The 15,905-nt window shown below is 58.6% G+C and carries 22 protein-coding genes; 14 read left to right on the top strand and 8 right to left on the bottom strand.

Annotation, left to right across the window (positions count from 1 at the left end; all coding sequences use genetic code 11):
• Positions 1-57 precede the first annotated feature (57 nt).
• From folE to JJ917_03245, 4 genes are all read left to right on the top strand, one after another.
• Entirely contained in the window at positions 58-672 is a 615-nt protein-coding gene (folE, locus tag JJ917_03260; GenBank protein MBO6697831.1) for a GTP cyclohydrolase I FolE, read from the top strand.
• A gap of 65 nt (positions 673-737) precedes the next feature.
• On the top strand, positions 738-1,181 hold the full coding sequence (gene hisI / locus JJ917_03255) for a phosphoribosyl-AMP cyclohydrolase (protein ID MBO6697830.1): 444 nt from the start codon (positions 738-740) through the stop codon (positions 1,179-1,181).
• Between the two features lie 8 nt (positions 1,182-1,189).
• Positions 1,190-2,194, top strand: coding sequence for a patatin-like phospholipase family protein (locus JJ917_03250; GenBank protein ID MBO6697829.1), 1,005 nt, complete (start codon positions 1,190-1,192; stop codon positions 2,192-2,194).
• Positions 2,195-2,373: 179 nt separating this feature from the next.
• A complete protein-coding gene (locus JJ917_03245; protein ID MBO6697828.1) occupies positions 2,374-2,604 on the top strand; it encodes a RebB family R body protein in 231 nt (76 codons plus the stop codon).
• A gap of 12 nt (positions 2,605-2,616) precedes the next feature.
• Here the strand turns inward: JJ917_03245 and JJ917_03240 are convergent, their stop codons facing one another.
• Together JJ917_03240 and JJ917_03235 are read right to left on the bottom strand one after the other, a co-directional pair.
• Entirely contained in the window at positions 2,617-3,048 is a 432-nt protein-coding gene (locus tag JJ917_03240) for a CBS domain-containing protein (protein ID MBO6697827.1), read from the bottom strand.
• 170 nt (positions 3,049-3,218) lie between these two features.
• A complete protein-coding gene (locus JJ917_03235) occupies positions 3,219-4,004 on the bottom strand; it encodes a rhomboid family intramembrane serine protease (GenBank protein MBO6697826.1) in 786 nt (261 codons plus the stop codon).
• Between the two features lie 440 nt (positions 4,005-4,444).
• Between JJ917_03235 and JJ917_03230 the strand changes: the two genes are divergently transcribed.
• The 3 genes from JJ917_03230 to JJ917_03220 all read left to right on the top strand — a co-directional run bounded on the left by JJ917_03230 (position 4,445) and on the right by JJ917_03220 (position 6,823).
• A complete protein-coding gene (locus JJ917_03230) occupies positions 4,445-5,131 on the top strand; it encodes a PAS domain-containing protein (protein ID MBO6697825.1) in 687 nt (228 codons plus the stop codon).
• A gap of 147 nt (positions 5,132-5,278) precedes the next feature.
• Positions 5,279-5,890 carry a PilZ domain-containing protein gene (locus tag JJ917_03225; GenBank protein ID MBO6697824.1) on the top strand — a complete coding sequence of 204 codons (612 nt, stop codon included), beginning with the start codon at positions 5,279-5,281 and terminating at the stop codon, positions 5,888-5,890.
• Between the two features lie 357 nt (positions 5,891-6,247).
• Positions 6,248-6,823, top strand: a complete 576-nt coding sequence (locus JJ917_03220; protein MBO6697823.1) for a transglutaminase-like cysteine peptidase — start codon at positions 6,248-6,250, stop codon at positions 6,821-6,823.
• A 165-nt stretch (positions 6,824-6,988) separates the two neighbouring features.
• Here JJ917_03220 and JJ917_03215 read toward each other — a convergent pair whose 3' ends face one another.
• On the bottom strand, positions 6,989-7,381 hold the full coding sequence (locus tag JJ917_03215) for a MerR family transcriptional regulator (GenBank protein ID MBO6697822.1): 393 nt from the start codon (positions 7,379-7,381) through the stop codon (positions 6,989-6,991).
• A gap of 113 nt (positions 7,382-7,494) precedes the next feature.
• Here JJ917_03215 and merF point away from each other — a divergent pair, with 113 nt between their 5' ends.
• From merF to JJ917_03200, 3 genes are all read left to right on the top strand, one after another.
• Positions 7,495-7,707 (top strand): mercury resistance system transport protein MerF, encoded by a 213-nt coding sequence (gene merF, locus JJ917_03210; GenBank protein ID MBO6697821.1) that lies wholly within the window; start codon positions 7,495-7,497, stop codon positions 7,705-7,707.
• Positions 7,704-9,113: a mercury(II) reductase gene (gene merA, locus JJ917_03205; protein MBO6697820.1), complete on the top strand. Its 1,410-nt coding sequence runs from the start codon at positions 7,704-7,706 to the stop codon at positions 9,111-9,113. Before merF ends, merA begins: the two co-directional genes overlap by 4 nt.
• Positions 9,114-9,288: 175 nt before the next feature.
• Complete coding sequence (locus tag JJ917_03200) at positions 9,289-9,771, top strand: nuclear transport factor 2 family protein (GenBank protein MBO6697819.1); 483 nt, start codon at positions 9,289-9,291, stop codon at positions 9,769-9,771.
• A gap of 29 nt (positions 9,772-9,800) precedes the next feature.
• Here the strand turns inward: JJ917_03200 and JJ917_03195 are convergent, their stop codons facing one another.
• Positions 9,801-10,334, bottom strand: a complete 534-nt coding sequence (locus JJ917_03195) for a gamma carbonic anhydrase family protein (GenBank protein MBO6697818.1) — start codon at positions 10,332-10,334, stop codon at positions 9,801-9,803.
• Positions 10,335-10,427: 93 nt separating this feature from the next.
• Complete coding sequence (locus JJ917_03190; GenBank protein ID MBO6697817.1) at positions 10,428-10,754, bottom strand: hypothetical protein; 327 nt, start codon at positions 10,752-10,754, stop codon at positions 10,428-10,430.
• Between the two features lie 114 nt (positions 10,755-10,868).
• Here JJ917_03190 and JJ917_03185 point away from each other — a divergent pair, with 114 nt between their 5' ends.
• Positions 10,869-11,600 carry a hypothetical protein gene (locus JJ917_03185; protein MBO6697816.1) on the top strand — a complete coding sequence of 244 codons (732 nt, stop codon included), beginning with the start codon at positions 10,869-10,871 and terminating at the stop codon, positions 11,598-11,600.
• 18 nt (positions 11,601-11,618) lie between these two features.
• On the opposite strand, the gene JJ917_03180 is transcribed toward JJ917_03185, so the two are convergent.
• Positions 11,619-11,831 carry a DUF3126 family protein gene (locus JJ917_03180; protein MBO6697815.1) on the bottom strand — a complete coding sequence of 71 codons (213 nt, stop codon included), beginning with the start codon at positions 11,829-11,831 and terminating at the stop codon, positions 11,619-11,621.
• A gap of 86 nt (positions 11,832-11,917) precedes the next feature.
• Positions 11,918-12,811, bottom strand: coding sequence for a serine O-acetyltransferase (cysE, locus tag JJ917_03175; GenBank protein ID MBO6697814.1), 894 nt, complete (start codon positions 12,809-12,811; stop codon positions 11,918-11,920).
• Between the two features lie 58 nt (positions 12,812-12,869).
• Between cysE and JJ917_03170 the strand changes: the two genes are divergently transcribed.
• A complete protein-coding gene (locus tag JJ917_03170) occupies positions 12,870-13,658 on the top strand; it encodes an enoyl-CoA hydratase/isomerase family protein (GenBank protein ID MBO6697813.1) in 789 nt (262 codons plus the stop codon).
• Here JJ917_03170 and JJ917_03165 read toward each other — a convergent pair.
• The gene (locus tag JJ917_03165) at positions 13,655-14,401 is read right to left on the bottom strand and encodes an alpha/beta hydrolase (protein ID MBO6697812.1); all 747 of its coding nucleotides are present in this window, start codon (positions 14,399-14,401) and stop codon (positions 13,655-13,657) included. The genes JJ917_03170 and JJ917_03165 overlap by 4 nt on opposite strands.
• Before the next feature lie 129 nt (positions 14,402-14,530).
• Here JJ917_03165 and JJ917_03160 point away from each other — a divergent pair, with 129 nt between their 5' ends.
• Both JJ917_03160 and JJ917_03155 read left to right on the top strand, forming a co-directional pair.
• Positions 14,531-14,779: a zinc-finger domain-containing protein gene (locus tag JJ917_03160; protein MBO6697811.1), complete on the top strand. Its 249-nt coding sequence runs from the start codon at positions 14,531-14,533 to the stop codon at positions 14,777-14,779.
• Positions 14,780-14,788: 9 nt separating this feature from the next.
• Positions 14,789-15,901 (top strand): FAD-dependent monooxygenase, encoded by a 1,113-nt coding sequence (locus tag JJ917_03155; GenBank protein ID MBO6697810.1) that lies wholly within the window; start codon positions 14,789-14,791, stop codon positions 15,899-15,901.
• Positions 15,902-15,905 lie beyond the last annotated feature (4 nt).

Here is a 15,905-nt window from a genome sequence, read left to right as displayed (position 1 = left end):
AATGTCGTACGTTCCGGTGCAATGACCAAAAAAGACCAATCCCACCCGGAGAATATCATGGACGCGATCCTCGACAGCCTGAAAACGTCCGAGGCACGCCCGGCCCACGCGCGCCCGTCGCGCGAAGAGGCCGAAGAGGCGGTTCGCACGCTGATCGCCTGGGCGGGCGACGATCCGACCCGTGAGGGTCTGATCGACACGCCCAAGCGCGTCGCCAAGGCCTATGGTGAACTGTTTTCCGGCTATGATGCTGATATTGAAGAGATTCTCGACCGGGTGTTCGAGGAAGTCGAAGGCTATCAGGACATCGTCCTGCTCAAAGACATCCCCTTTCACTCGCACTGTGAACACCACATGGTGCCGTTCGTCGGTAAGGCGCATATCGCTTATTACCCGCGCGCCGGTGTCGTTGGCTTGTCCAAGCTTGCCCGTTTGGTCGACGCCTATGCGCGCCGCCTGCAGACTCAAGAGGCGATGACGGCACAAATCTCTATGGCCATCGAAGAGTATCTCGGGCCACGCGGCGTCGCCGTGATGGTGGAAGGCGAGCATATGTGCATGTCGATGCGCGGCATTCGCAAAGCCGGATCCTCGACGATCACGACGCGCTTTACCGGCGTGTTCGAAGAAGCCGACGAACAGGTGCGCTTCTTGACGCTTGTGCGCGGATAGGGTTGCTGGGGCAGCGCGGCCAACCGGTCACGCTGTCCTTTTTTCAATCCTTACCGTGTTCCGCCATGTCATTCCCGCCACCGTCTGCCGAAACCGAAATTCAGGAACTTGGCGACCGTTTCGCGCCGCGCTTCGACGCAAACGGCCTGGTGACGGCCGTTGCCGTCGATCATGCGACAAAGCGGGTCCTGATGGTCGCGCATATGAATGCGGACGCAATCCAGGCGACCCTGCAGTCGGGATACGCCCATTATTGGTCGCGCTCGCGGGCATCGCTTTGGAAGAAGGGCGAATCGAGTGGCGAACTTCAAAAACTGCAGGCGCTCTATGTCGATTGTGACCAGGACGCGCTGATCGTAGAGGTCAGCGTCGAAGGGCGCGGAAGCGCCTGTCACAACGGCTTCGCGTCCTGCTTTTACCGCGTGGTGCAAAGCAAGACCGGCGATTGGGTGTTGCACACGCACGAGCAGCCGCTTGTCTCCAAAGATACGCTTTACGGCGGATCATAGGGTCCACGATGCCCGTCACACACCACGACACGCTCAGCAGCGTTCAAAGCCAAACCAATGGACGCCCGACAATTGGTCTGGCGCTTGGCGGTGGCGCCGCGCGGGGTTGGGCGCATATCGGGGTGCTGGAAGTTCTGGCGGAAAACGGCATCGTGCCCGATGTGATTGCCGGCACGTCGATTGGCGCCGTCTCAGGCGGTGCGTTCAGTGCCGGCAAGCTGGCAGAACTCAAAGCTTTTGCCCTATCGCTCACCTCACGGCGCGTGTTTTCGCTTGTTGACCTGACACCGCTTTCGAACGGGCTAATCGCAGGCAAAAGGCTTGAGGCGCGGCTCGCGGCTCATATGGCTGGATTGCGCTTGGAAGAGCTGCCGATCCGCACCGTGTTCATCGCCGCGGAGTTGGCGACCGGCCATGAAATTTGGCTGCGGCGGGGCGATCTGATCCGGCTGATGCAGGCGTCCTACGCGCTGCCCGGCGTGTTTCATCCGATTGAGATCAATGGACGGGCTTTGGTGGATGGCGCGTTGGTCAATCCGGTGCCGGTTTCGGTTTGCCGGGCCTATGGTGCACGCCTGGTGATTGCGGTGAACCTGTCGCCAGAAACCATGCCACATGGCGGTGTCGTGCCCGACCTTCCAGATTTTGAAGGCGATCCTGTCGGGCAGGACGCTCGCAACGACGCTGACGAGTCCACATTCGGCTGGAAGGACGTGACGGGTTTTGCCAATCCGTTTCGCAAAATTTTGCGCAGCCAGTTTGGCGCCGACGATGATGACGGGCCGCGCGGTATTCCAGCGGTCATGATGCAGTCGTTCACGATCATCCAAGATCGGTTGACGCGCATGCGGTTGGCTGGCGATCCGCCTGACACCACCATCGCGCCCCATGTGGGGGGCATCGGCATGTTCGATTTTCATAAGGCGGATCAGGCCATTGCCGCTGGTCGCGCAGCCGCCACACGCGCCTTGGACGACATCGCCGCCCTTACCGAGCGATTGTCGGCGCACTAGGGCACTATGCGATCAAGCTGACCCGCGACACGCCCTAGATTCAAGCGTTTTGCGGCGCTTACCTGAATCAGCCAGATCGCAAAGTGCTCTAACCAAAGGTTAACCGGACCGAAAGGCTTTGTTGATAGCTTGAATCGTGGCGGCAGCCACCCCCGCGCTGCCACGACGGACAAGGTTCCATGTTGGAAGAAATCAGCAAACTGCTTGGACTAAGCCTGCTCATGAGCGTGCTGATCGCCGCGCTCTTCACCTTCGGTTCGCCTGTCCAAGCAGAAGACTCTGTCAATGCTCAGAACCAGCAGAACATACTGGGCCAAGCAGCAACCACGCAGGGCGTGCCTTTGCTTGGCATCGACGATGACGAAGACACCGATCAGAGCGCCGCAGGCGATGATTCATCGGCAGACTAGCTGGCTAGCTTGTTAACTGGACGCGATGTAGTCGCGCAGGGCTTCGGCCTCGCGCTGAACCTCTTCGATGCGCGCCTTGACGATATCGCCGATCGAAATCACACCAACCAGCCGCATATCGGAGACAACCGGCACGTGGCGGAACCGCCCGGCTGTCATTTTGCCCATCAAATCATGGCTGGATTCATGCTCTGAGCAGGTGACCACCGACTGCGTCATGTAGTTTGCCACCGGCTGGTCGAAGACCGTTGCACCATGCTGGGCCAAGGCCCGCACAATATCGCGCTCGGAGATGATGCCGACCACCGATTGGCGCTCATTGGTAACGATGATGGCGCCGATGTTTTTCTCCGAAAGGTCTTCCATGACGGCCATCATGGTGGTTTCGGGATTGGCGGTTGCGACCTCATGGCCTTTTTCGGCCAATATTGCGCTTACTTGCATGGCATCCCCCTCCTAAACTTGGCAGGCGTTGATCCTTTACATGACAGCTTCTTGGAAAGGCTGCCCTGAAAGAGCGAGCATGCGCCAAGCTTGAGCAGATTGGCAAGACCGGCTTTTGGCCGCCTGCTTCACGGGCCATGTCGCGATGTTTCAGACGCCGGGCGCAGTCATCAGACGACGCGGATGCGAGGACGCTTATCGAACAGCGGGAAACCGAAAAAGCCAAGCGCAAAGCCGCCCAGATGGGCCTGCCAGGCTATGCTTGATCCGCCTTCACCGCCGGGAACCGAAACCGCGCCGAAAAGCAGGTTGGAAACGATCAACATGCCGCAGAACATTAGGACGGTCGGATTGCTCCAAAGATCTTGCAGGGATTGAACTGGCCGCTCGCGCATCAGTTCAGGATGCCGCAAGGAGGCAAACATGCCCCGGTCACGCGGATCGAACACGAACCGCGCCGCGCCGCCCATAACCGCTGAAATGCCCGCCGACGCGCCGACCAAGGGCGCCGCACTGCCCCAATGGACGATCACATGGGTCGCCGCGCCAGCAATCGTGCCGAGCAACAGGAGCAGCAAAAAGCGCTGCGTGCCCAGACGGCGGACCACTGGAGCGCCGAACGTGACCAGCCAAAGCGCGTTCATACCCAGATGCATCCAGCTGCCATGTAGCAATCCATAGGTGGCAAAGGTCAGATAGCCCAGCCAAGCTGGGCCAACGAAAAACTGGTTGAGAACTTCGTCCGACGCCAGAAGGCGAGCCGGAAAGAACGCAAAATTGAGAAACAGCTCGGTCCCGAGCGTCTGCGGTCCGTGATAGACAAGCGCGTGAATGGCAGCGAACAGCAAAACCAGACCCAACAGGAGCGGCGGCACGTTGAACGCCGGCTCACGCGGCGGACGTGGTGGCACCGGGCGCATCGCGCCATCATCACCACCCTGTCCTGATTGTCTCATCGGCTCCATTCTGCCTGCCTTTTCAAAAACCTTGGTGTGTTGCCACAACGCTGCTCAACGCCCAGCCGCTTCCCCTATATAGATCGCACCGCTCACGATGCGACCGTCATGGGCGCACGTGCTCGGCAAAAAAAAGCCGCCGGCTTTCGCCAGCGGCTGGTCACATCCCCTTGTCGGAAAATTCTGCCTCAGCGCGAGTCTGGAAGAGCGCCGAAACGGGGCAAATCCGCCCGTCGATGTGTTGGTTTCAATAGAAAACCGAAGGTGTGTGTAGGCGTTAACGTCGCCCAATCCACAGGCGAGGGCAATGATAACGCCTTGTTAAGGTTAATCATCACAACCGCCTGCATTTCATGGAAATCCGTGCTGATTAGCATCTCAACACACCCCCACCACCTGTCTCCAAGTGAGACACAAAGGTAAACATTGGTTGAGATGTCATGAAATCTGTTAGCAGCAAGCGGCTCTATCAATACTGGCAGGACCTGCGCGGTGACCGCCCTGCCCCAGAACGCCGCGACATTGAACCGGCTGCGATCAAATCTCTGCTCAGCGACGTCTTCATCCTTGAGCACGTGTCGGGGGTCGAATTTTCTTACCGCCTGGCTGGCTCATCGCTCTGCGCAGCCTACTGCCGGGAGCTGAAGGGCCGCTCCTTCCGTCAGTACTGGAATGAGGAGGACCTTGAAGCGCTGGACACCATGTTGATGGCGATCCGCGAAGACGCGGCAGCGGCTGTCGTCGGCTATCACGGGATTAATCAGCGCGGCCAACGCGCGCCGTTTGAAATGCTGCTCCTGCCGCTGCGCTATGGCGGCAAAGACTATCCGCGCATTCTTGGCATCGCCGCGCCATCGGACTCTGACTACTGGCTCGGCCTTCACCCGGTCGAACGTCACGAGATCACCTCGATGCGCCTCATTTGGCCGGACGAGCAGCCGGCGTTCCTGCGCCATGCGGTGAATGCCGACGCCCTGATGGAATCCGATTTCCTCAACGATGACGGGCCTTTGGGCGATCTGGTCGAAGGTGACTTCGACGTTGCAGTGCGCGATTCGACCGTTTCAGAATCGCGCGCCACCGCGCGCCGCCAGGCCTTCCGGATCATCGAAGGCGGCCGGTCCTAAGCCCGCTCGGCAAGGCGCGATGCAAGTCTTTTCGGCGGCTTTTCGATAAACCGGCAAAAGAACGCAACAAGCGCGCCCGCGTTTAGCTGGCATTTACCTAAAGCCTTCAAGGTGCAATTCGACTGATCACCGTCAAGCGAATTGCCAATGCAGCCCAGCGCCCTTGAAATAGCATCTTCACAAGCTGCCGACCGCCGCCGATACCAGCGCGTCGAAGTGAACTTGCTTGGACGCTTTATGTTGCCCAATTGGCAGGAATATCCCTGCCAGGTGATCGATATGTCGCCAGGCGGCGCTGGCATCGTCTCGCCGGTTACCGGCAATATCGGTGATCGGGTGGTCGCCTACATCGATCATATTGGCCGTGTCGAAGGCACCATTGCCCGTCACATCAGTGGCGGCTTTGCGATGACCATCAAAGCCTCCGCGCACAAGCGGGACAAACTCGCCTCCCAGCTGACCTATCTGGCCAACAAAGAGATTCTCGACCTGCCCGAGGATCGACGCCACGAACGCCAGCCGGTCGAAAATCCCTATTCGCGCATCACCATGTCGGATGGACGCCACTACCAATGCGTCGTGCTCGACATTTCTTTGTCCGGTGCCGCTGTGCGCACGACCGTTCGCCCGGCGATCAATTCGATGGTTCAGCTCGGCAATATGCGCGCCCGCGTCGTGCGCCATCTGGACGATGGGATCGCCCTGGAGTTTGCGGTCGTTCAGAAAGACGGCGACACATCGGCGGCCTTCGTTTCCTAGAGCCGAACGCCTAGGCAGCAGCCAACACCAAATTTCTTTTACAGGTTTCGCTTTGCAAGCCGCGCCCACAGCGCGGCTTTTTTGTTGCGCGCCTGGCCTAGGCATAGCCTCCAATCTTGAGACCGTGGCGCAATGCGGATCGCCACCTATCAAGGCGCCGGTATGATGCATCGGCACACGGGCAAAATTTGATTCAAACTTTCATCAAACACGTCACAAAGGCGATTCAAACTCAAATAAAACTCAAATCAAATACAATATAAATACTTCGATAATTTGCCTCATATTGCCATTTGAACTTGAACGTCAAAGTAAAAAGGCAGTGCTAGAACCGATCCTGTAACAAGGAGGGGTTCCATGCGTAACAAAGTTCTTGGGATTATTGCAGGCACACTGTTTGCGGGGCAAATGGGCGTCGCCCATGCCGAACTTCCCTATATGGAAGTGCTCGGCGCGACGAGCGCGCCGATTGGCTACGTGCAGCTTTGCCAACGCACGCCATCGATCTGCGTGCAGCGCACGGCATCGCCAAGCGTGGTTCAACTAAGCGAAACGTCGTGGCGCGATCTTCTGGCCGTCAACACGCACGTCAACCAGGCCATCCAACCGGTGACCGATGCCGAGCTCTACGGCCATCCGGAAGTCTGGACGATGCCGACGACCTACGGCGACTGCGAAGACTATGTGCTGATGAAGCGCCAAATGCTCATCGACAATGGCTGGCCGGCCTCGGCGCTGCTAATCACCGTGGTGCGTGAACGTTCTGGCGAAGGTCATGCGGTGCTGACGGTACGCACCGATCGCGGTGACTTCATCCTCGATAACCAGGAAGCCAACGTCCTGCGCTGGGATGAAACCAACTACCACTACATCAAGCGCCAGTCGGAGTTCGACGAGACCGTCTGGGCCTCCATCAATGACGGCCGGGTGTAACGCCTAGCCGAAACGGAAAACTGGTCCGGTCACGTCCCCACCCTCCCCGTCCCCAAAGATCGGGCCAGCGGGCCGACGCTCACCCAAGCGTCGGCCCATTTTTTGATGCAAATGCAGACCGGAACGTCATTCTGGGAACGGCTGCTAGGCGGACAAAACGACAGTTCAGTCAGCGAAAAGCTTCTTGAGCATAGGGCAGTCTTTCCGTCCTGTACGGCAAGACGCGACGAGTTCCTGCAATGCCTGTTCCATACACTTTAGGTCGGCAATTTTCTGACGGACAAGCGCTAAGTTATCCGTGCCGATCTTCCCTGCTTCTTCGCAGGTGGGCTTATCCGAATAAGAGAGCTTCATAAGCTCAGTGATGTCTGGAATTGAGAACCCAAGCTCTCGGCATCGCTTTACAAATCGTAACTGCGAAATCGTCTGCGCGTCATAGTCGCGTCGCCCAGCAGATGTGCGCGGCGGCTTCGATGTGATGCCCTCGCGCTCATAGTAGCGGATGGTCTCGATACCAACACCGCTAAGCTCAGATGCTTTGCCAATAGCCCAGCCCATTTTTCCTCTTGCTCCTGTAGTTACTACAGGTTGTATACTCCAGTCTCAAGGCGAACAAAACAGTCAATTCCTTGGCGGTTATCGCAGCCGTAGAAAAGCTTGAGACAACGATCATGAGTAACAAAAAACTCCTTGCAACAGGGATCGTCGGCACCCTCATTACCGCACTGTGTTGCTTCACACCTGCTTTGGTGGTGCTGCTTGGCGCGGTCGGCCTTTCGGCGGTCGTGGGCTACCTCGACTTTGTGCTTTTTCCCGCTCTGGCAATCTTCATCGGCATCACGCTTTACGCTGTGTGGCGCAGGACAAAGGCGCAAGCATCATGAGCGGCAACAGCACATTCGATGTGGCCGTCATTGGAGCGGGTTCGGCTGGATTCTCTGCGGCAATTACAGCGGCAGATGAAGGCGCGCAGGTTGCTCTCATTGGCCACGACACGATTGGGGGAACGTGCGTCAATGTCGGCTGTGTGCCGTCAAAGGCTCTAATACGCGCGGCCGAAACATTGCACATCGCAAGCGCTGCCGAACGGTTCAACGGTATCGAGGCTTCAGCGAAGGTGACCGATTGGCAAGCCGTGGTGCGACAGAAACAAGAACTGGTCGATGACCTTCGCAAAGCGAAATACAGTGATCTGCTGCCAGCCTATAACTCCGTTTCCTATCTCGACGGCAAAGCAGCATTTTCAGATGATGGAACGCTCCTCGTCGATGGTGATGTCATCAACGCCAGCAAGGTCATCATCGCCACAGGAGCCCGAGCTGCTCTGCCATCAATAAAAGGGATTGAAGGCGTACCCTACCTCACCAGTACCACCGCCCTTGAGCTGGAAACACTGCCTGAATCCCTTCTGGTGATTGGGGCAGGCTATATCGGCGCAGAAATTGCCCAAGTGTTCGCGCGGGCTGGGGTTAAAGTGACAATCATCAGTCGTCGCGGCCTTCTCCCAGAAGCGGAGCCTGAAATTGGCATTGCTCTTACTGGATATTTTGAAGATGAAGGCATCACGCTCATCAGCGGCATTTCGTACAGCCGTATCGAGCAACGTGATGGTTCGATCGTTCTAACGGTTCAAGAGAGCGGAAATCCCCGCGAGATTTCAGCCGAAAAAGTTTTGGTGGCGACGGGGCGCACGCCCAATGTGGAAAGCCTGAACCTTGATGGCGCAGGCATCGACACCAACCGGTTTGGCGGCGTAAAGGTGGATGAGCAAATGTGCACCACACGCAAAAATGTTTATGCGGCAGGCGATGTCACGGGACGCGACCAATTCGTTTACATGGCCGCTTATGGCGCGAAAGTCGCCGCTAAAAATGCCATGAAGAGCAATTCCCTTTCCTACGATAATTCGGCTATGCCTGCCGTTGTGTTTACCGACCCACAGATGGCCAGCGTTGGTCTCACCGAAGCGCAGGCAATGGAGCAGTACGAGAACGTGCTCACCTCTATTCTCACACTCGATAATATGCCCCGTGCCTTGGCCGCCCGAGACACACGTGGCCTCATCAAACTGGTTGCCGACGGAGAAACCAAGAAGTTGCTAGGTGCACATATTCTTGCGCCCGAAGGCTCGGATTCCATCCAAACAGCTGTCTTAGCGATCAAAGCAGGCATGACCTACGATGATTTGGGAGCAATGATTTTCCCATATCTGACAACCGTTGAAGGACTAAAACTTGCTGCTCAAACCTTCAATATGGATGTGAAAAAACTTTCCTGTTGTGCAGGGTAGCCGGCATTGTCCAATGTCTTAAAAGGGCTCATTCTTGCTATGCACGGCATCGGGCACCAAGACCGCGCTTAGACCGGAAGTGACGCAACGGTTTCACCATGCCAAGGTCTGCATCGAGTCAGACCTGATGCTGCCTCAGCCGACACCCACCAATACGCGTAGCGATGAGGACCCAATGGATCACGCACAAAGCCTGGAGGGCCTGCTCGACAAAGCGGCCATCACCGACGTGATCCATGCTTACTGCTATCACTTCGACCGGGCTGAAGCGGAAAATGTCTTGGCGCTTTTTACCACCGATGCGGTCGTCGACTACGGCCCAGATGTTCCAACGATGACCGGCTTGGACGAGATCAGCCCGATGGTCGAGCGTGGGTTGGCAAGCTTTTTCGCCGCCACAAGCCACCACATCTCCAACATCCAGATAACGGTCAACGGACCGGATGCGGCGAGCAGCGTTTCCTATCTCTATGCGTGGCATCGCTACCAGGATGGCAGACCCAACAGTGAGCTTTGGGGGCAGTACCATCATGATTTCCGGCGCACGCCGGACGGATGGAAGATAGCGCGTCTTTATCTTTGCGCCGCCGGGTCCAAGGGCTTTCACCGCGATGCGATGCATCCCATTGGCCGCCGAGAGCCGACGATTTCAGCCTAGCCGGATCGCCTGGTTGGACAGCACCGATATCAATCGTCGATGCGCTTCAATCCATCGCGGAACCGAGCCGCGTTTTGCACATAGTGCGCAGCAGACTTTTCCAGCATCGAACAGGCGCCATCGCCAAGCTCTTTGACCTCACGCGCCGGCACGCCGACCGCCAGCGATCGCTTCGCGATGCTCTTGCGCTCCGACACCAGCGCATTGGCGCCGATGATGGCGTTGTCACCTATGGATGCGCCGTTGAGCACGGTGGCGCCCATGCCGATCAACGCGTAGTCGCCGAGCGTGCAGCCATGAAGAATGGCCTTATGGCCAATCGTGCACCCTTTTCCGATCGTCACCGGAAATCCCGGGTCGGTATGCATCATCACCATGTCCTGGACATTGGTGTCCGGGCCGACATCGATCCACTCATTGTCGCCACGCAGCACCGCGCCAAACCAGACATTGGCGCCAGGATGCAGGCGAACCTTTCCGATCACCCGCGCCGAGGGTGCCACCCAAACGCTATCGGGGTCGATTATGTCCGGCCGCACACCATCAAGTTCATAGAGCGCCACGTCTGTCCCTTTCCTTTCCTCGCGCCACCTGTTCCAGGATGAAACCTCTCCTGGCCAGTGTCACAGGACGGTACAGGCAGTGGCCTTGCTTTGTCACCCAAGGGCGATGGCAAAACTGAGCACAATGATGCCCGCGCAGACGCTCCAAATCCCGGCGATGAAGAAGCTGGCGACCAGCCATCCAAGCGGACGACGTTCGATCAGGCGGCCGCGCACCGCGTTGCGCATGATGATGTAAGGCGCCGCCCAAATCACCAAAAGTGCCCGCCCGACCGCGCCAAACAGCGAGGCTTCGGCCACATCGCGCACCATCTCAAAGCGCGCCGGTCGATTGGCCACGAGCTGGTAGCCGGTAGCGAGCAGCGCGGCGACGACAAAGCCGCACGCCGCAGCATAGGTGAAGAGAAGCGGTTCGGTCATGGAGGAAGGCCCTGTTTCACTTTGCGCCACTGCCGGGCGCTTCGAACAGGGCGCTGCAACCGCCGTGCCGGATGGTAAACCAGGTGTTAACCGAGAACGCCGTATTTTCACGGCATGATCCAGGCTGACCATCCTATTCTGCGGCATGATCGCGGCTTTGCCGTCTTGCCATTCTCCCTTTTGACCGGCGCACTGGTGCTTTTGAGCGCCCTGTTCATCGGCCATGCGAGCCTGCGCCATATGGGCTTGGTGGTTCCAACCGGCACCGTGGAACGCGGCGAAGCGGCGGCCTATGAACTGGTTGTCGGTGGCATCAATTTTCGCGTGCCGACCGGTTATTTGCGCTTTGCCGAACAGCACCGCAATGGCGTGCTGCCGGGCATCGACCTGGCGCTCGCCTGGCCAACTATGGCGCCGCTCGGTGACGCCGAAACGCTGCGTGCCACGCCACGCGAAAACATCGTGTTCATTGGAATTTCCGACGTGGATGGCGCGATGGATACGACCGATCTGCTCGGCACGGTCTACCGCGAGGTCTTTGTCGGCCCGATCGAGCACACATCCTCAGGCCTGGTTCGTCGTCAGCTCGATCCCGAAGCAGGCTATGTCGATGAGACTGTGTTTTATGACATCTCAACAGGGTCGGGCTTTGCCGCCCGCTGTGCCGGTGGCGGCGCGACGGTTTGGGAAACCTGCTACCGCGACGTCGTCCTCACCAACGGGCTCACCGTGACCTATCGCTTCTCACCGACGCTTCTGGACGAGTGGCGTCAGCTTGATGAAAGCATTCTTGGCTTTTTGCTGATGTTGGCCCGCTCCAGCCAGGACTATGCCGGCAATCAGTAGAATTGCCTGCAGGGCAATCTAGTTCAAATCGTAATCCAGAATGGCCATGGTGAAATTGTAGGACAAATCGTCCTCATCTTCGTCGTCCTTGTGAATAAGGCCGACAAACTCATCGCCCACATAGACCTCCGCGGAATCGCCCTTGCGCGGCCGCGCCTTTACGGCGATCGACGGCGAATCAAACAGGCGCTTCAAATAGGCTTCCAGCTTCGATAGTTCCTCGGCCTGCATAGCCTGCTCCTTGGGTGTCGCGATCAAAATGTTGGGTGCATGTAAACGCGATGGCGGCGGCGTTGCAACGCCCTCAGCGCGATCGCTCAGATGCCCGAGCCGCTATCCACATGCCGTTCGTGGTCACGTTCGTGCGGCACGGTTTGATCCATGTTGAGCGAGGGCATGCAGTCCGGGCCAAGCGGCTCAGCGATGCTCACGATTTTCGCTGGTATACCAGCCACCGTCGCGCGTGGCGGAACCGGATCAAGAACCACCGAACTTGCGGCAACGCGCGATCCCTGACCAAGTTCGATATTGCCCAGAACCTTGGCGCCGGACCCAACCAGCACGCCGCAGCGCACTTTCGGATGACGATCGCCACCCTCTTTGCCCGTGCCGCCCAGCGTCACGTTCTGCATAATCGAGACATTGTCGTCGATCACCGCGGTTTCACCGATCACAATCCCGGTGGCGTGATCAAAAAAGATACCGCCGCCGATCTGCGTGGCGGGATTGATATCCACCTGAAACACGGCGCTGATCCGGCTTTGCAGATAGAGTGCCATGTCCTGGCGACCGGCTTGCCAGAGCGCGTGCGAAAAGCGGTGGGCCTGCAGCGCCTGGAAGCCTTTGAAATACACCAAAGGCTCGACATAGCGGTGGCATGCTGGATCGCGGTCGAAAACCGCCTGCATATCGGCGGCCAGATGCTCGAACACATCGGGCGATGTTTCCAACACTTCATGCAGCAGCTTGCACAGCGCCTGGTCGGCCCAAAACGCGTCGGCAAGCCGCGAGCAAAGAACCGCGATCACCGCGTCTTCCAGACGCGCATGTTTCAACACCAGCGTGTCGAACATCGGCGCGGTCGCCGGATCGCGATCGACGGCGGCCAACGCGTCATCGCGCACCGCACGCCAGATCGGGTCCTGGGGAACGATCAGTGGCGCAGCAGACTCAAGCGCTGCTGCTTCATTCGGATGGCTGTGTTTGTTCATCGTGAGGATCGTTATAGCTGGCTGTGTCAACTTGCCAACCGGGGAGCGTGCAACGCTGATGGCCAAAAAGGACAGTCTTGGGGTGATCACCTATCACATCGAGGGCGCCCATGCCGCCCTTACAATCAGCAATCCGGCGCGGCGCAACGCCATTTCTCTGGCCATGTGGAAAGAGCTCTCGGCGCGTGTTCAGGAGGCCGATGCTGATCCCAGCATCCATTTGATCAGCCTGCGCGGGCACGACGGCACGTTCGTTTCCGGCGCCGACATTTCTGAGTTCGCCGATAACCGCGCCGATGTGGACCGCGCGAAGGCCTACGAAGCCTTCAACGGTGCGGCCTTTGCGTCGTTGCGCGAGGCAAAAACGCCGACACTTGCCTTGATTGAAGGCTTCTGTTTCGGCGGTGGTGTTGGGCTGGCGGCAGCCTGCGATATCCGCCTTGCTGCATCGACAGCGCGGTTTGCCGTACCTGCCGCCAAGCTTGGCCTTGCCTATCCGATCGATGGCGTTCGCGACCTTGTTCGCTTGATCGGTCCAGGCGCCACAAAACGACTGTTCTTCACAGCTGATCCCATCTCCGCTGACGTCGCGCTGCGGATTGGGTTCGTCGACGAGTTGGTTGAGGTCGAATCCTTCCAGGAATCAGCCGAACAGCTCATCGCCACGATCCTGTCGCGTGCCCCCCTCACCCAACGCGCCGCCAAATCTGCAATTGCGGCAGCGCTCGACTCAAGCCTTGAGGCACAAGCCCTAGTGGACGCGGAAGCATGCTTTGCCTCTGAGGACTACGCCGAAGGTTGGCAGGCATTCTTGGACAAGCGTGCGCCTGCATTCAAAGGCAGCTAGCCCTCAAGAAACTCCAGAACACCTGCCTTGAACACTTTGTCGCCAACAGCCGTCATGTGATCGCGGCGCGCGATGTCGAGAAACTGGCCTTGTGGCAGCAAGTCGACCAACGCCGGACCGTCGCCTGACACCTCATCTTTGCTGCCAACGCCCACCAGTACCGGCGTCTCGATGCTGCGCACATCCGCTTCGCTGATCGGGTCGCGGGAGGCCAATATGCAAGTCGCCAGCGCCTCGCGGTCTGAGCCTGTCTGTTCAGCAAACGCGCGAAACGCCCGGCCAACTGGGTGTTCGACCTCGCGCAAGGTCGGCGCGCGCAGGGCCTCTGCGATGATCTCCGCACCGCCAATCCCGCGCACCATGTTGATGCCTAGCCCGCCAAAGACAAGCTTCGACACCCGCTCAGGCGCATCCATATTCAGAAAAGCTGAAATGCGCGCTCCCATGGAATAGCCCATGACAACGGCCTGATCGATGTCCAGATGATCAAGCAGTCGGCGGGCATCGCCAGCCATCTGCCTTGAGGGGTAAAACGCCGGATCGTAGAGCTTCTCGCTCTGCCCATGGCCGCGATTATCAAGCGCAACCACCCGGTATCCAGCACCGGTCAGTGTCTCGAACCAACCTGGCCCAACCCAATTGATCTGATGGTTTGACGCGAACCCATGAATGAGAAGGATCGGATCGCCCGCGCCTTCATCGCGATAGGCGATCTGGATGCCATCAGAATCAAAGCTTTGCATGCGCGCACCTCACAGTTTTGTGGCGCGGCGTACCAGTGATCGGCGTCAACGACAAATGGCGCGCTTGCTGCGACTTTAAAGCCGCGCTAGACGGCTGACAGAACCTACTCGCACCAGCAAGGGCAGACCATGGCCGACAAGGCAATTCTCCATGTCCACAATCATGATGGCCTTCCAAGGATCGAGGTCGGCGCACATTCCTTCATGTGCATAGGCGCCAAACCACCTTTCGACCATCCGCATGTGTTTTTGACCTTTGGCGATGAGCACGAAAAGGTGTGCCCCTATTGCTCGACGCTCTTTGTACACAACGAGGCGCTTGGCGAACACGGCGCCAAACCGGACCAAAGTGTCTGGTCCGGTGAAGACGCGGCCTAACGCGCGCTGGTGCACGATCCCGTTCCCATTGTTGGTGGTGGCATTGCCGGGCTGACGACCGCGCTGTGCCTCGCGCATCAGAGTCTGCCATCGGTTGTCTACGAACAGGCCAAGACCTTCGACGAGGTCGGCGCAGGCATTCAGGTTTCGCCCAACGCTATTGAGATATTGCGCGCGCTTGGCCTGGTTGAGCGCTTGCGGTCCTATGCGGTCGCGCCGACCCGCATTCGCCTGCGTGACGGCCGTGCGAACACAGACCTTGCCGAAGTTCCGCTCGGCGCGGTGGCCGAGAAACGCTATAGCGCACCCTATTTGGTGATCCATCGCGCGGATTTGCAGCGCGTCTTGGTTGAGGCCTGCCAACAGAACCCGGCGATCACCATTGAGCTTGGCGCAACGATCGATCCAGACCCGTCAGCAAAGCTCATCGTGGCCGCCGATGGTGTCCACTCGGCCTTCCGTGCCTTGCTACGCTCATCTTCGCACAAGCGGTTCACCGGCTATGTTGCCTGGCGCACCGTTGTTCCGCTTGATGAAGCCGACGCGATGCCAGAGACACATGTCTGGCTCGGCCCCAATGCGCATCTGGTCGACTATCCAATTTCGGCCGGCAAAGCCCGCAATCTGGTCGCTATCGCCCGCGCCGATGATCCGCGGCCGGTCCGCTACAACCCGGATCGGGTGCTCGCCAAGGCTTTTGAAGGGTGGCATCAGGAAATTCTTGAACGCCTGTTGGCGCAAACCGATTGGACGCCTTGGCCGCTGTTTGGTGTTAATCCGGAAGAACCTTGGGTGGACGAGCACATCGCCTTGGTTGGCGATGCAGCCCACGCCATGCTGCCCTTTGTGGCGCAGGGTGGAGCGATGGCCATCGAAGATGCTTGGGTCTTGGCGCAAATGCTGACAGCAACGCCGCAGGTCAATCAGGCGCTTGCCCGATATGAGATGGCCCGCAAGCCTCGCGTCACGCGCGTTTGGCATGAAGCGGCGCGCAACGGCAAAATCTATCACCTGTCGGGACCGCTTGCCGCCGGACGCAACTTCGTCCTGAAATCGCGATCCGGCGAGCGTTTGCTGTCACGCTTCGACTGGCTCTATGGATGGAACGCCAGCGGCACTTAGCCTC

It is taken from the genome of Hyphomicrobiales bacterium, from assembly GCA_017642935.1.
Lineage (GTDB): Bacteria > Pseudomonadota > Alphaproteobacteria > Rhizobiales > MH13 > MH13.
Note: the sequence above shows the minus strand (reverse complement) of the source record. Positions and strands in the feature narration are given on the sequence as shown.

Coding starts and splice junctions, on each gene's coding strand:
- JJ917_03165 (MBO6697812.1), bottom strand. CDS start 14,401: ATGCAAAGCTTTGATTCTGATGGCATCCAGATCGCCTATCGCGATGAA.
- JJ917_03190 (MBO6697817.1), bottom strand. CDS start 10,754: ATGACCGAACCGCTTCTCTTCACCTATGCTGCGGCGTGCGGCTTTGTC.
- JJ917_03185 (MBO6697816.1), top strand. CDS start 10,869: ATGATCCAGGCTGACCATCCTATTCTGCGGCATGATCGCGGCTTTGCC.
- cysE (MBO6697814.1), bottom strand. CDS start 12,811: ATGAACAAACACAGCCATCCGAATGAAGCAGCAGCGCTTGAGTCTGCT.
- JJ917_03215 (MBO6697822.1), bottom strand. CDS start 7,381: ATGGGCTGGGCTATTGGCAAAGCATCTGAGCTTAGCGGTGTTGGTATC.
- JJ917_03225 (MBO6697824.1), top strand. CDS start 5,279: ATGCAGCCCAGCGCCCTTGAAATAGCATCTTCACAAGCTGCCGACCGC.
- JJ917_03230 (MBO6697825.1), top strand. CDS start 4,445: ATGAAATCTGTTAGCAGCAAGCGGCTCTATCAATACTGGCAGGACCTG.
- JJ917_03170 (MBO6697813.1), top strand. CDS start 12,870: ATGGCCAAAAAGGACAGTCTTGGGGTGATCACCTATCACATCGAGGGC.
- JJ917_03180 (MBO6697815.1), bottom strand. CDS start 11,831: ATGCAGGCCGAGGAACTATCGAAGCTGGAAGCCTATTTGAAGCGCCTG.
- JJ917_03250 (MBO6697829.1), top strand. CDS start 1,190: ATGCCCGTCACACACCACGACACGCTCAGCAGCGTTCAAAGCCAAACC.
- JJ917_03160 (MBO6697811.1), top strand. CDS start 14,531: ATGGCCGACAAGGCAATTCTCCATGTCCACAATCATGATGGCCTTCCA.
- JJ917_03200 (MBO6697819.1), top strand. CDS start 9,289: ATGGATCACGCACAAAGCCTGGAGGGCCTGCTCGACAAAGCGGCCATC.
- merF (MBO6697821.1), top strand. CDS start 7,495: ATGAGTAACAAAAAACTCCTTGCAACAGGGATCGTCGGCACCCTCATT.
- folE (MBO6697831.1), top strand. CDS start 58: ATGGACGCGATCCTCGACAGCCTGAAAACGTCCGAGGCACGCCCGGCC.
- hisI (MBO6697830.1), top strand. CDS start 738: ATGTCATTCCCGCCACCGTCTGCCGAAACCGAAATTCAGGAACTTGGC.
- JJ917_03235 (MBO6697826.1), bottom strand. CDS start 4,004: ATGAGACAATCAGGACAGGGTGGTGATGATGGCGCGATGCGCCCGGTG.
- JJ917_03245 (MBO6697828.1), top strand. CDS start 2,374: ATGTTGGAAGAAATCAGCAAACTGCTTGGACTAAGCCTGCTCATGAGC.
- merA (MBO6697820.1), top strand. CDS start 7,704: ATGAGCGGCAACAGCACATTCGATGTGGCCGTCATTGGAGCGGGTTCG.
- JJ917_03220 (MBO6697823.1), top strand. CDS start 6,248: ATGCGTAACAAAGTTCTTGGGATTATTGCAGGCACACTGTTTGCGGGG.
- JJ917_03240 (MBO6697827.1), bottom strand. CDS start 3,048: ATGCAAGTAAGCGCAATATTGGCCGAAAAAGGCCATGAGGTCGCAACC.